This window comes from Bacillus cereus group sp. BfR-BA-01524, from assembly GCF_022662595.1.
GTDB lineage: Bacteria > Bacillota > Bacilli > Bacillales > Bacillaceae_G > Bacillus_A > Bacillus_A thuringiensis_S.
Genome location: NZ_JAKUDW010000041.1, coordinates 1 through 15,062, shown reverse-complemented (window position 1 = coordinate 15,062; position 15,062 = coordinate 1). Strand labels below are relative to the sequence as shown.

The following is a 15,062-nucleotide window of genomic DNA, read 5'->3' as shown; positions in this document are numbered from 1 at the left end:
TGTTATTGGTTCGATACGCGCGCAATTTTTCCTTGTTCTATATACACAAGTAAAATGGAAATATCCGCTGGATTTACGCCAGAAATACGTGAAGCCTGCCCCATTGAAAGTGGACGAACATCTTTCAATTTCTGTCTAGCTTCTGAAGCAAGGCTAGAAATCGCGTCATAATCAATATCTACAGGGATTTTTTTACTCTCCATTTTCTTCATACGCTCTACTTGCTGTAAAGATTTTTCAATATATCCTTCGTACTTAATCTGAATTTCAACTTGTTCTGTAACTTCATCGCTTAATTCTACTTCACTTGGTACTAAAAGATGAATATGCTCATATGTCATCTCTGGACGACGTAATAAGTCACTTGCACGTATTCCATCTTTCAATTCACTTCCACCAATATTGCGAATTAATTCTTGAACTTCAGGACGTGGTTTAATAATAATGCTGCTTAAACGTTCCTTTTCCTGTTCAATTTGTAATTTTTTATTTGTAAATCGCTCATAGCGCTCTTCTTTAATTAACCCAATTTCACGACCAACTTCAGTTAAACGAAGATCAGCATTATCGTGGCGTAATAATAGACGGTATTCTGCACGAGACGTTAATAAACGATATGGTTCATTTGTACCTTTCGTTACAAGATCATCAATTAAGACACCAATATAAGCATCCTCGCGGCCTAAAACAACTTCTTTTTTACCTAAAGAACGGCATGCTGCATTAATCCCAGCCATAAGCCCTTGTCCTGCCGCCTCTTCGTAACCAGAAGTTCCATTAATTTGTCCTGCTGTATATAAATTTTTAATCTTTTTCGTTTCAAGTGTTGGCCATAATTGTGTTGGCACAATTGCATCATATTCAATTGCATAACCTGTGCGCATCATTTCAACATTTTCTAGGCCTGGAATTGTTCTAAGCATGTCACGTTGTACATCTTCTGGTAGGCTTGTGGATAAACCTTGTACATATACTTCTTGTGTATTACGCCCTTCTGGCTCTAAGAAAATTTGATGACGTGGTTTGTCATTAAATCTTACTACTTTGTCTTCAATAGAAGGACAGTACCTAGGACCTGTTCCTTTAATCATACCAGAATACATAGCTGAACGATGTAAATTTTCATCTATTAAACGGTGTGTTTCTGTACTTGTATATGTCAACCAACATGGAATTTGATCCATAATAAATTTCGTTGTTTCAAAAGAGAACGAACGCGACTTATCATCACCTGGTTGAATTTCTGTTTTACTGTAGTCAATTGTATTACTGTTTACACGCGGAGGTGTCCCTGTTTTAAATCTAACAAGATCAAATCCGAGCTCCTCTAAATGCTCAGATAATGTAATAGAAGGTTGTTGATTATTTGGACCGCTTGAATATTTTAAATCGCCCATGATAATCTCGCCACGTAAAAATGTTCCAGTCGTAATTACAACGGTTTTCGCTGTATATTCTGCACCAGCTTGTGTAACTACCCCTTTACATACACCTTCTTCAACGATTAAACGCTCTACCATTCCTTGGAACAACGATAAGTTTGGTGTTTCCTCAATTGTTTTCTTCAATTCATGTTGGTAAGAGAATTTATCAGCTTGCGCTCGAAGCGCACGTACAGCTGGGCCCTTACCTGTATTTAGCATACGCATTTGAATATGAGTTTTATCAATATTACGTCCCATTTCTCCGCCTAATGCATCAATTTCACGAACAACAATCCCTTTTGCTGGTCCACCAACAGAAGGGTTACATGGCATGAACGCTACCATATCTAAGTTAATTGTTAACATTAATGTTTTTGAGCCCATTCGTGCTGCCGCAAGACCAGCTTCACATCCTGCATGACCTGCACCGATTACTATGACATCGTATGAACCGGCATTGTATCCCATTGTTTATTCCTCCTAATAATCTCTATCTTTCTAAAACATCACTATATTATTTTCCTAAACAAAATTGAGAGAACAACTGGTCAATTAAGCTTTCATGAACTGTGTCACCAGTAATTTCACCAAGTATTTCCCACGTTCTTGTTAAATCAATTTGTACCATATCAATTGGCACACCATTTTCTATCGCCTCAATTGCATCACCGATTGTTTGTCCCGCTTGTGTTAATAATCCAATATGTCTCGTATTAGAAACATATGTCATATCTGCAGAATCAATTGTTCCTTCAAAGAATAAATCAGCTATTGCCTTTTCTAGTTCATCTATTCCTTGTTCCTCAATTAAAGATGTTGTAATAACACGATTTCCCGCGGCTAACTCTGTAACACGTTCCATATCAATCGTTTGCGGTAAATCAGTCTTATTCACAATAACAATAAAGTCTTTTCCTTGTACCGCACGGAATAGATCTTCATCCTCATTTGTTAAAGCCTCGCTATAGTTGACAACAACTAATACTAAATCCGCTTGGCTCATCATTTCTTTTGAACGCTCCACACCAATTCGTTCAACAACATCTTCTGTCTCACGAATACCGGCTGTATCTATAAGTTTAAGAGGTACACCACGCACATTAACGTACTCTTCAATAACATCACGAGTTGTTCCTGCAATATCAGTTACAATTGCCTTTTTCTCCTGAACAAGACTATTTAATAACGATGATTTCCCAACGTTAGGTCTACCGATAATTGCTGTAGCAATACCTTCACGTAAAATTTTCCCTTGTTTTGATGTTTCTAATATTTTTTCGATTTCCGAACGAACATGCGTCGCTTTCTCAATTAAAATATTATGTGTCATCTCTTCTACATCATCGTATTCTGGATAATCTATATTTACCTCAACATGAGCTAACGTTTCTAATATTTCTTGACGTAGGCGACCAATTAATTTAGATAATCGCCCTTCCATTTGATTAATTGCTACATTCATCGCACGATCTGTTTTTGCTCGAATCAAATCCATAACAGCTTCTGCTTGTGATAAATCGATACGTCCATTTAAAAAAGCACGTTTTGTAAATTCGCCCGGTTCTGCCAATCGTACTCCTTGTGCTAGAATAAGTTGCAATACTTTATTTACTGAAACAAGTCCACCATGACAGTTAATTTCAACTATATTTTCACGTGTAAAAGTCCTTGGTGCGCGCATAATAGACACCATAACTTCTTCAATAACTTGATTTGTATCTAAATCAACGATATGACCATAATGAATAGTGTGAGAAGGAACCTCTGTTAAATCCTTCCCTTTAAAAATACGGTCAACTTTCTCAACCGCATCATCCCCACTTACTCGAACAATGGCAATTGCACCCTCTCCAAGCGCTGTGGAAATCGCAGCAATTGTATCAAATTCCATGTCCTTTCACCTCACTTGCTTATTTATCTCTATTTCAACATGATTATTTCTCTCACTAAATTATTAGGATACCATAACGAACCTATCTACAAAAGAAGAATAACTCATTTTATTATATCCCCATGTAAAAAACACTAAACTTATTCACAGTGGATAAGTTTAGTGTTTTTTAGTTATCCACATCTATTTTTCGCTCAAAAAAACCGGCACTCATTTGAGCAACCGGTCATTTAGGAGATATTACAACATGCCGATGTGGTTCATTTCCTTCAGAAGTTGTTTTGATACCTTGATGATTTGATAATGCCTGATGAATAATTTTTCGTTCAAAAGATGGCATCGGTTCTAAAATAACTCTTTTTTTCGTATTAGATACTTGTTTCGCTAATCGATAAGAAAGTGATTCTAACGTACTTTTTCTTTTACTACGATAATTTTCAGCATCTAGTGTAATACCGATATACTGCTTCGTGTTACGATTCGCGACAAGTTTTGTTAAATACTGTAAAGAGTTCAATGTATTACCTCTTTTTCCAATTAAAACTCCTACATCATCACCAGAAATTGTAAATTCGATTTCGCGTCCTTTTACAATTTTACTAATTTCAACTTCCACACCCATATTGTGAATAACATTTCTTAAATATTCTTCACATTCCTGAATTGGGTCTTTCTTCAATACAACTTCTACTACTGCAGGACGATTCCCAAATAAACCAAGGAATCCTCTTTTACCCTCATCGACAATATTTATATCTACTTGATCTTTTGATGTATTTAATTGCCTTAAAGCATCCTCTACTGCCAGCTCGACTGTTTGTCCTTTAGCAGTAATTACACTCACTTGCTTGAGCCTCCAGCTTTGCTAGCCTTAATCTCTGGCCCTTTGATAAAGTACATTTGAGCAATCCCAAAGATATTACCAACAACCCAGTAAAGTGATAATGCTGCTGGGAAGTTAATCGCAAAGATTAAAATCATAATCGGCATAAGCCAAAGCATCATTGCCATTTGCGGATTTTGACCAGCTGTTCCTGCCATTGCAAGCTTTTGCTGAATAAATGTCGTAATTGCTGCAACAACCGGTAAGATATAGAACGGATCTGCCTGTCCTAAATCAAACCATAAAAATGTATGTTCACTAATTGCTGTTGTTCTCATAATCGCATGATAAAACGCGAATAAAATAGGCATCTGAACAAATATCGGTAAACATCCTGCCAATGGATTTACACCATTCTTTTGATATAACTGCATCATTTCTTGTTGTAGTTTTTGCTGTGTTGCTTGATCTTTAGAACTATATTTCTCTTTTAACTTCACCATTTCTGGTTGTAACGCTTGCATTGCCTTTGTACTCTTTGTTTGTTTAATCATTAATGGTAATAATGCAAAACGAATGATAAGAGTTGTAATAACAATTGCTAAACCGTAATTACTGTTAAATAAGTCGGCAAAATACGTGATTAACTGAGAAAGCGGATATACGAAATATTCATTCCAAATCCCAGTACTTTTCGATGTAATCGGCTGACCTGTTTCACTACAACCGGTGGCAATCGCCATTAATGCAACGACCATGGCTAGTAAACCTAATTTCTTTTTCAAAGCCTACTCCTCCTTGTATCGGTATGTATATAGTGTAATTCATTTCCTTACGCTACTTTTTTATTCTTTTCATACCAGAGCGTTTAAAGACATGAATTAAGCTTTTCTTTACTTCTTCATATGTCATCTCTGCACAAGGCTTCCTTGCTATTATAACAAAATCTTTTCCAGAATCTATCTCATCTTTTAACTCTGTAATAGCCTGACGGACCATGCGCTTAATTCGATTACGAACTACTGCATTTCCTATTTTCTTGCTAACAGAAAGGCCGATGCGAAAGTTTGGCTGTTCTTCTTTATCTAATTGGTATACAACAAACTGACGATTCGCATTTGATTTTCCTTTTTGAAAAACCGCCTGGAATTCATCATTCTTCTTTATACGATGTTTTTTCTTCATATCAATTGACACTCCTGTATTTCATCAGCGGAAATTCACTATTATTAGAAAAAAAGACCACTGAACGATCAGTGGTCTACGCAGATAATACTTTTCTTCCTTTACGACGACGAGCTGCTAGCACTTTACGTCCGTTCGCTGTGCTCATACGGCTGCGGAAACCATGTACTTTGCTGCGCTTACGTTTATTTGGTTGGTAAGTTCTTTTCATTATATGACACCTCCCTGAGGAATATCTGTTAAAGACAGTCCTATAAATTATAGTTAATCAACTAGGAAAATGTCAATGGTTCTAGAAATTTTCATCAAATATTCATTTTGAACCTATTCACATACTTTTTCACAGCATCTATATTTCCTTGTGGATAAATGTTTTTTCACGTTTTTTATATCCACAAACTTTTTTCCCACTTTTACACAGTATATCGTGTTGTGGACAAATTTATTCCACAAGGTATTGATTTTGTGGATAACTTTCTTAAATTCATTGCTATAGCCACTTTTTTTTGATATTATAGTTGTGTTTTCACTTTGAATAAGTTTTCCACATCTTTATCTTATCCACAATTTGTGTATAACATGTGGACAGTTTTAATCACATGTGGGTAAATAGTTGTCCACATTTGCTTTTTTTGTCGAAAACCCTATCTCATATACAAACGACGTTTTTAGGTTTTAAAATACGTTTCGTATAAATATACATTTTATATTTATTAGGTTGTACATTTGTTGCGCAACCTTATTCTTTTACCATCTTAGTAAAGGAGGGACACCTTTGGAAAATATCTCTGATTTATGGAATAGTGCCTTAAAAGAATTAGAAAAAAAGGTAAGCAAACCTAGTTATGAAACATGGTTAAAATCAACAACGGCTCATAACTTGAAGAAAGACGTATTAACGATTACAGCTCCAAATGAATTTGCTCGTGACTGGCTAGAATCTCATTACTCAGAACTAATTTCAGAAACACTATACGATTTAACAGGGGCAAAATTAGCAATCCGCTTTATTATTCCCCAAAGTCAAGCTGAAGAGGACATTGATCTTCCTCCAGTTAAGCGGAATCCAGCACAAGATGATTCGGCTCATTTACCACAGAGCATGTTAAATCCAAAATATACATTTGATACATTTGTTATTGGCTCTGGTAACCGTTTTGCCCATGCAGCTTCATTAGCTGTAGCCGAGGCGCCAGCTAAAGCGTATAATCCACTCTTTATTTACGGGGGAGTTGGGCTTGGAAAGACGCATTTAATGCACGCGATTGGTCATTATGTAATTGAACATAATCCAAATGCAAAAGTTGTATATTTATCATCAGAAAAATTCACTAATGAATTTATTAACTCTATTCGTGATAATAAAGCTGTTGATTTTCGTAATAAATATCGCAACGTAGATGTTTTACTGATAGATGATATTCAATTTCTTGCTGGAAAAGAACAAACTCAGGAAGAGTTTTTCCATACATTTAATGCATTACACGAAGAAAGTAAACAAATTGTAATTTCTAGTGATCGACCACCAAAAGAAATTCCAACCTTAGAAGATCGTCTTCGTTCTCGCTTTGAATGGGGACTTATTACAGATATTACGCCGCCAGATTTAGAGACACGAATTGCAATTTTACGCAAAAAAGCAAAAGCTGAAGGACTTGATATACCAAATGAAGTTATGCTTTATATCGCAAATCAAATTGATTCAAATATTCGTGAATTAGAAGGTGCACTTATCCGAGTTGTAGCTTATTCATCTTTAATTAATAAAGATATTAATGCTGATTTAGCAGCTGAAGCACTTAAAGATATTATTCCAAATTCTAAGCCGAAAATTATCTCTATTTATGATATTCAAAAAGCTGTCGGAGACGTTTATCAAGTGAAATTAGAAGATTTTAAAGCGAAAAAACGTACAAAATCAGTTGCGTTTCCTCGCCAAATTGCAATGTATTTATCACGCGAACTTACGGATTCCTCTTTACCAAAAATAGGTGAAGAATTTGGTGGACGTGATCATACAACAGTTATCCATGCCCATGAAAAAATTTCTAAACTACTAAAAACCGATACACAATTACAAAAGCAAGTTGAAGAAATTAATGGTATTTTAAAGTAGTAGCTGAATAGTGTGAATAACTTACCTTGTTTTACGCACAGTCTATCCACATGTAGATAGACTGTTTTTACATCCTTCAAAGGGGTTATCCACATATCCACAAGCCCTATTACTATTACTACTATTTTTTATCTTTATTAATTAAATAAAATCTTATACTTACCGGAGGTTTTTCTTTATGCGTTTTACAATACAAAAAGACTATCTTGTAAGAGGTGTACAAGATGTAATGAAGGCCGTTTCTTCTCGTACAACAATCCCCATCCTTACAGGAATTAAAGTTGTAGCTACTGAAGAAGGGGTTACATTAACAGGAAGCGATGCTGATATTTCTATTGAATCGTTTATTCCAGTCGAAGAAGATGGAAAAGAAATTGTAGAAATAGCTCAATCAGGAAGCATTGTTTTACAAGCAAAATATTTTAGTGAGATTGTAAAAAAACTACCTAGAGATACTGTCGAAATTTCTGTGGAAAATCATTTTATGACAAAAATAAAATCTGGAAAATCAGAGTTTAACTTAAATGGTTTAGATTCTGCAGAATATCCGTTATTACCACAGATTGAAGAACATCATGTATTTAAGATACCAACAGATTTACTTAAGCATATGATCAGACAAACTGTATTTGCAGTTTCTACTTCTGAAACAAGACCAATCTTGACAGGTGTAAACTGGAAGGTATATAACAGCGAGTTAACTTGTATTGCAACAGATAGTCATAGACTGGCACTTCGAAAAGCAAAAATCGAAGGACATAATATTGCAGATGAATTTCAAGCTAATGTTGTTATCCCAGGTAAGAGCTTAAATGAATTAAGTAAGATTCTAGATGAGTCTGAAGAAATGGTGGATATTGTTATTACGGAGTATCAAGTATTATTCCGTACAAAGCATTTATTATTCTTCTCAAGATTGTTAGAAGGAAATTATCCAGATACGACACGTTTAATTCCAGCAGAGAGTAAAACGGATATTTTTGTGAATACAAAAGAATTCCTACAAGCAATTGATCGTGCTTCACTATTAGCGAGAGATGGCCGCAATAACGTTGTCAAATTATCAACTTTAGAGCAAGAAATGCTAGAGATTTCTTCGAATTCACCAGAAATCGGAAAAGTTGTCGAAGAAGTACAATGTGAAAAAGTAGATGGAGAAGAGTTAAAAATATCTTTTAGTGCAAAATATATGATGGATGCATTGAAAGCTTTGGATAGTACAGAGATTAAAGTTAGTTTTACTGGGGCGATGAGACCGTTCTTAATTCGTACAGTAAATGATGATTCAATTATTCAATTAATTTTACCGGTTCGTACTTACTAGGTAAGGAATAAGGGTTGCTAGTTTAAAGATGCTAGTGGCCCTTATTTGATTTTTGGGTATTACTTTCCTAATGTTAGTTTATTTAGTACAATGAAAGAATGAACACTTTCAGAAAGTGAGCGATTTTATGAAACATATTAAAATTTCAACAGAGTATATTACACTAGGACAATTTTTAAAGTTAGCTGATGTAATTGATACAGGTGGCGCTGTAAAATGGTTTTTACAAGAATATGAAGTGTACGTGAACAACGAACTTGAAAATAGAAGAGGTCGCAAACTATATGCGAATGATGTTATTGAAATTCCAGGAAGCGGAACTTTCCAAGTTCAGGCATAAAGGGGGAGCCCTTTGTTTATTTCAGAAATACAATTAAAAAACTATCGCAATTATGAAAAATTAGAGCTTTCCTTTGAAGATAAGGTAAATGTAATTATCGGCGAAAATGCACAAGGGAAAACAAACTTGATGGAAGCTATTTATGTTTTAGCGATGGCGAAATCTCATAGAACCTCTAATGATCGCGACCTTATCCGTTGGGATGAAGATTTTGGTCAAATTAAAGGGAAATTACAAAAAAGAAACAGTTCTTTGTCTTTGGAATTAAATATTTCTAAAAAAGGTAAAAAGGCAAAATTAAATCAACTTGAACAACAAAAGTTAAGCCAGTACATTGGCGTGATGAACGTTGTCATGTTTGCCCCAGAAGATTTAAATCTTGTAAAAGGAAGCCCTCAAGTAAGAAGACGCTTTTTAGATATGGAATTAGGACAAATAGCTCCTGTGTATTTGTATGAATTAAGTCAATATCAAAAGGTGCTCACGCAACGAAATCACTTGTTGAAAAAGATGCAAGGGAATAGTAAGAATGAGGAAACGATGTTGGATGTATTTACACTTCAACTAATTGAGCATGGTGCAAAAATACTACAAAAACGTTTTGAATTTTTGCATTTGCTACAGGAATGGGCAGCTCCAATTCATCGCGGTATAAGCCGTGGATTAGAAGAGTTAGAAATTGTCTATAAACCAAGTGTAGATGTATCAGAATCAATGGATTTGTCGAAAATAAAAGAAGTATACTATGAAAGTTTTCAATCTGTGAAACAACGTGAGATTTTCCGTGGTACGACTTTAATTGGTCCTCATCGTGATGATTTACAATTCTTCGTTAATAGTAAAAATGTTCAAGTCTTTGGTTCGCAAGGACAACAACGAACGACCGCACTATCCCTAAAATTAGCTGAAATTGAATTAATTTATTCAGAGGTTAAAGAATATCCAATCCTTTTGCTGGATGATGTTTTATCAGAATTAGACGATTATCGTCAATCACATCTGTTAAATACAATTCAAGGAAAGGTGCAAACATTTGTTACAACGACGAGTGTCGACGGAATTGAACACGAAACATTAAAAGATGCGAAAACAATTCATGTAACGAACGGCACGGTAGATTGTGAAATAGATAGGGCATAAACCCCTGTTTAAATGGAAAAGTAGGTGATCTTTGTGTCAATGGAACAAAAACAAATGCAAGAAAATGCATATGATGAGAGTCAGATACAGGTACTTGAAGGACTAGAGGCAGTTCGGAAACGTCCGGGTATGTATATTGGATCTACGAGTGGAAAGGGACTTCACCACCTTGTATGGGAGATTGTCGATAATAGTATCGATGAAGCATTAGCAGGATATTGCGATGAAATTAACGTTAGTATCGAAGAAGATAATAGTATTCTTGTAACGGATAATGGACGTGGTATTCCAGTTGGTATACAAGAAAAAATGGGACGTCCTGCAGTAGAGGTTATTATGACTGTCCTCCACGCTGGTGGTAAATTTGGCGGTGGCGGTTATAAAGTTTCTGGTGGTTTGCATGGTGTTGGTGCATCTGTTGTAAATGCCTTATCAACAGAATTAGAAGTATTTGTACATCGTGATGGCAAAATCCATTACCAAAAATACGAAAGAGGTATTCCGGTTGCAGATTTAAAAGTCATTGGTGATACAGATAAGACTGGAACAATAACTCGCTTTAAACCGGATCCAGAAATTTTTAAAGAGACGACAGAATATGAATTCGATACGCTAGCGACTCGTATGCGTGAGTTGGCGTTTTTAAATCGTAATATTAAATTAACAATTGAAGATAAACGTGAACATAAGCAAAAGAAAGAGTTCCACTATGAAGGTGGAATTAAATCATATGTTGAACATTTAAATCGTTCAAAACAACCAATTCATGAAGAGCCTGTATATGTAGAAGGTTCAAAAGATGGTATTCAAGTTGAAGTTGCACTTCAATATAACGAAGGATATACAAATCATATTTACTCATTTACAAATAATATTCATACGTATGAAGGTGGTACACATGAGGTAGGATTTAAAACTGCCTTAACACGTGTGATTAACGATTATGGTCGTAAAAATAACATTTTAAAAGATGCGGATAGTAATTTGACTGGTGAAGATGTTCGTGAAGGTTTAACAGCAATCGTGTCAATTAAACATCCAAATCCACAATTCGAAGGGCAAACGAAGACGAAACTTGGAAATAGTGAAGCGAGAACGATTACTGAGTCGGTATTCTCTGAGGCTTTTGAAAAATTCTTACTGGAAAATCCCAATGTTGCACGTAAGGTTGTAGATAAAGGAACGATGGCAGCACGTGCGCGTGTAGCGGCTAAAAAGGCTCGTGAACTAACTCGCCGAAAGAGTGCTTTAGAAGTTTCAAGTTTACCAGGGAAATTGGCAGATTGTTCTTCTAAAGATCCAGCAATTAGTGAAATTTATATCGTAGAGGGTGACTCTGCGGGTGGATCTGCAAAACAAGGACGCGATCGTCATTTTCAAGCGATTTTACCGCTGAAAGGTAAAATTATTAATGTTGAAAAGGCACGCTTAGATAAGATTTTATCAAATGATGAAGTTCGTACAATTATTACGGCGATCGGTACAAATATTGGTGGAGACTTCGATATTGAAAAAGCACGCTATCATAAAGTTATTATTATGACCGATGCTGATGTTGATGGTGCGCATATTCGTACCCTATTATTAACGTTCTTCTATCGTTATATGCGTCAAATAATTGAGTGTGGATATATATATATCGCACAGCCACCTTTGTTTAAAGTACAACAAGGTAAAAAAATTCAATATGCTTATAATGATAAGGAACTTGAAAAAATATTAGCTGAGCTACCAGCCCAGCCGAAACCAGGAATTCAACGTTATAAAGGTCTTGGAGAGATGAATCCAACTCAGCTATGGGAAACGACAATGGATCCAGAAGTACGTTCGTTACTTCAAGTTTCTCTTCAAGATGCAATAGAAGCAGACGAAACATTTGAAATTTTAATGGGTGATAAAGTGGAACCACGTCGTAACTTTATCCAAGAGAATGCAAAATACGTGAAAAACCTTGATATTTAAATGAGTAATGACAGGAACCTAAGTATTCCTGTCTTCTACATATAAATCAATGTATGTGTAACGGAAACGTAAGAGGAGGTGCTCGTTGATGTCAGACAATCAACAACAAGCACGAATTCGAGAAATTAATATTAGTCATGAAATGCGTACCTCATTTTTAGATTACGCAATGAGTGTTATCGTATCTCGTGCATTACCAGATGTTCGTGATGGATTAAAACCTGTGCATCGTAGGGTTTTATATGCGATGAATGATTTAGGAATTACAGCTGATAAAGCGTATAAGAAATCAGCACGTATTGTCGGTGAAGTAATTGGTAAGTATCACCCTCATGGTGATTCAGCCGTTTATGAAACAATGGTACGTATGGCGCAAGATTTCAGTCAACGTTATATGCTTGTAGATGGGCATGGTAACTTCGGTTCTGTAGATGGAGATTCAGCAGCGGCAATGCGTTATACAGAGGCAAGAATGTCTAAGATTTCTATGGAATTAATACGTGATATTTCAAAAAATACAATTGATTATCAAGATAACTACGATGGTTCGGAAAGAGAGCCGATTGTATTACCAGCGCGTTTCCCTAATTTATTAGTAAACGGTACGACAGGTATTGCAGTTGGTATGGCAACGAACATTCCGCCGCATCAACTTGGCGAAGTAATTGATGGTGTGTTGGCATTAAGCCATAACCCGGATATCACTATCGCGGAATTAATGGAATATATTCCTGGGCCAGACTTCCCGACATCAGGTTTAATCTTAGGGCGAAGTGGCATCCGTAGAGCTTATGAAACAGGACGAGGTTCTATTATGCTTCGTGCCAAAGTTGAAATTGAAGAGAAATCAAATGGTAAACAATCTATTATCGTAACGGAACTGCCTTATCAAGTTAATAAGGCACGATTAATTGAAAAAATCGCAGAATTAGTTCGCGATAAGAAAATTGAAGGCATTACAGATTTACGTGATGAATCAGACCGAAATGGTATGCGTATTGTCATGGAAGTACGTCGTGATGCCAATGCAAACGTACTATTAAACAATCTATATAAACATACAGCACTTCAAACAAGTTTCGGTATTAATATGTTGTCTCTTGTAAATGGAGAGCCTCAAGTACTAAATTTAAAACAAAACTTATATCATTATTTGGAGCATCAGAAGGTAGTAATTCGTAGGCGTACTGCTTATGAATTAGAAAAAGCAGAGGCACGTGCTCATATTTTAGAAGGATTACGAATTGCTTTAGATCATCTTGATGAAGTTATTACTTTAATTCGTAGTTCAAAAACGGCTGATATTGCAAAACAAGGTTTAATGGAACGTTTCGGTTTAAGTGAGAAACAAGCGCAAGCGATTTTAGATATGCGTCTGCAACGCTTAACTGGATTAGAACGTGAAAAAATCGAGCAAGAATATCAAGACTTAATGAAGTTAATTGCTGAATTAAAAGCAATTTTAGCAGATGAAGAGAAAGTTCTTGAGATTATTCGTGAAGAATTAACAGAAGTAAAAGAGCGTTTCAATGATAAGAGACGAACAGAGATTACAATCGGCGGTATGGAATTTATTGAAGATGAAGATTTAATTCCTGAGCAAAATATTGCGATTACGTTAACTCATAACGGTTATATTAAGAGGTTACCAGCTTCTACGTACAAAACACAGAACCGTGGGGGACGTGGTGTACAAGGAATGGGTACGAATGACGATGACTTTGTTGAACATTTATTAACAACGTCTACTCATGATCATATTTTATTCTTTACAAACAAGGGTAAAGTATACCGTACGAAAGGATACGAAATCCCAGAGTATAGTCGTACTGCAAAAGGGCTACCAATTATTAACCTATTAGGGGTAGATAAGGGTGAGTGGATCAATGCCATTATTCCAATTCGTGAATTTGGTGACGACCAGTTCTTATTCTTTACAACGAAACAAGGTATTTCTAAGAGAACGCCACTTTCATCATTTGCAAATATACGTACGAACGGTTTAATTGCAATTTCTCTTCGTGAAGAAGATGAAGTGATTTCTGTACGTTTAACATCTGGCAATAAAGATATTATCGTAGGGACAAGCAACGGTATGTTAATTCGCTTCAATGAACAAGATGTACGTTCTATGGGCCGTAATGCAGCTGGTGTAAAAGCTATTACACTAGGCGAAGAGGACCAAGTAGTAGGTATGGAAATTGTTGAAGAAGATACGAATGTCTTAATTGTAACGAAAAACGGGTATGGTAAGCGTACTCCAGTTGAAGAGTATCGACTACAAAGTCGTGGTGGTAAAGGTCTTAAGACTTGTAACATTACAGATAAAAACGGTAAGTTAGTAGCGGTTAAGTCTGTAACAGGTGAAGAAGACATCATGCTAATTACAGCAGCAGGCGTTATTATTCGTATGCCAGTTGATCAAATCTCTCAAATGGGACGTAATACACAAGGTGTTCGTCTAATTCGTTTAGAGGATGAGCAAGAGGTAGCGACAGTAGCAAAAGCACAGAAAGATGAAGAAGAAGAATCTAATGAAGAGGTTTCTTCTGAAGAATAAGAGGGTGGATTTTCCCCCCCTCTTATTTTTTTATAATAATACTTGCATAGTGATAGGGAAGTCTATATAATAGGCAGAGTCAGCAAATGAGAGATACAAATTATCTTGAAAAACTTGTTGACGAAAATAATATACTATGATATATTATAAAAGTCGCTGAAACGCGATATTGAACTTTGAAAACTAAACGAAACAAACAACGTGAAACGTCAATTTTTATTTTTAGATGCTAGACAAACTAACTTTATTGGAGAGTTTGATCCTGGCTCAGGATGAACGCTGGCGGCGTGCCTAATA

12 protein-coding genes are annotated in these 15,062 nt (G+C 35.8%); 6 read left to right on the top strand and 6 right to left on the bottom strand.

Annotation, left to right across the window (positions count from 1 at the left end; translation table 11 throughout):
• Positions 1-2: 2 nt before the first annotated feature.
• The 6 genes from mnmG to rpmH form a co-directional block, all read right to left on the bottom strand.
• On the bottom strand, positions 3-1,892 hold the full coding sequence (mnmG, locus tag MR170_RS16185) for a tRNA uridine-5-carboxymethylaminomethyl(34) synthesis enzyme MnmG (RefSeq protein WP_242308638.1): 1,890 nt from the start codon (positions 1,890-1,892) through the stop codon (positions 3-5).
• A 46-nt stretch (positions 1,893-1,938) separates the two neighbouring features.
• Positions 1,939-3,315: a tRNA uridine-5-carboxymethylaminomethyl(34) synthesis GTPase MnmE gene (mnmE, locus tag MR170_RS16180; protein ID WP_242308636.1), complete on the bottom strand. Its 1,377-nt coding sequence runs from the start codon at positions 3,313-3,315 to the stop codon at positions 1,939-1,941.
• Between the two features lie 226 nt (positions 3,316-3,541).
• A complete protein-coding gene (jag, locus tag MR170_RS16175; protein WP_016079540.1) occupies positions 3,542-4,159 on the bottom strand; it encodes an RNA-binding cell elongation regulator Jag/EloR in 618 nt (205 codons plus the stop codon).
• Entirely contained in the window at positions 4,156-4,923 is a 768-nt protein-coding gene (gene spoIIIJ / locus MR170_RS16170; protein WP_000727741.1) for a YidC family membrane integrase SpoIIIJ, read from the bottom strand. Before spoIIIJ ends, jag begins: the two co-directional genes overlap by 4 nt.
• A 52-nt stretch (positions 4,924-4,975) precedes the next feature.
• Complete coding sequence (gene rnpA / locus MR170_RS16165; RefSeq protein WP_000726621.1) at positions 4,976-5,323, bottom strand: ribonuclease P protein component; 348 nt, start codon at positions 5,321-5,323, stop codon at positions 4,976-4,978.
• Between the two features lie 76 nt (positions 5,324-5,399).
• A complete protein-coding gene (gene rpmH, locus MR170_RS16160) occupies positions 5,400-5,534 on the bottom strand; it encodes a 50S ribosomal protein L34 (RefSeq protein ID WP_000831901.1) in 135 nt (44 codons plus the stop codon).
• A 564-nt stretch (positions 5,535-6,098) separates the two neighbouring features.
• Here rpmH and dnaA point away from each other — a divergent pair.
• The 6 genes from dnaA (at position 6,099) to gyrA (ending at position 14,765) form a co-directional block, all read left to right on the top strand.
• Positions 6,099-7,439: a chromosomal replication initiator protein DnaA gene (gene dnaA, locus MR170_RS16155; protein WP_000428018.1), complete on the top strand. Its 1,341-nt coding sequence runs from the start codon at positions 6,099-6,101 to the stop codon at positions 7,437-7,439.
• 178 nt (positions 7,440-7,617) lie between these two features.
• Positions 7,618-8,763, top strand: a complete 1,146-nt coding sequence (gene dnaN / locus MR170_RS16150; protein WP_016079538.1) for a DNA polymerase III subunit beta — start codon at positions 7,618-7,620, stop codon at positions 8,761-8,763.
• Positions 8,764-8,890: 127 nt separating this feature from the next.
• Positions 8,891-9,103, top strand: coding sequence for a S4 domain-containing protein YaaA (gene yaaA, locus MR170_RS16145; RefSeq protein ID WP_000680510.1), 213 nt, complete (start codon positions 8,891-8,893; stop codon positions 9,101-9,103).
• Positions 9,104-9,115: 12 nt separating this feature from the next.
• Complete coding sequence (recF, locus tag MR170_RS16140; RefSeq protein ID WP_242308634.1) at positions 9,116-10,243, top strand: DNA replication/repair protein RecF; 1,128 nt, start codon at positions 9,116-9,118, stop codon at positions 10,241-10,243.
• Between the two features lie 39 nt (positions 10,244-10,282).
• The gene (gene gyrB, locus MR170_RS16135; protein ID WP_000435980.1) at positions 10,283-12,205 is read left to right on the top strand and encodes a DNA topoisomerase (ATP-hydrolyzing) subunit B; all 1,923 of its coding nucleotides are present in this window, start codon (positions 10,283-10,285) and stop codon (positions 12,203-12,205) included.
• A gap of 88 nt (positions 12,206-12,293) precedes the next feature.
• Positions 12,294-14,765 (top strand): DNA gyrase subunit A, encoded by a 2,472-nt coding sequence (gene gyrA, locus MR170_RS16130; protein WP_242308632.1) that lies wholly within the window; start codon positions 12,294-12,296, stop codon positions 14,763-14,765.
• Positions 14,766-15,062 lie beyond the last annotated feature (297 nt).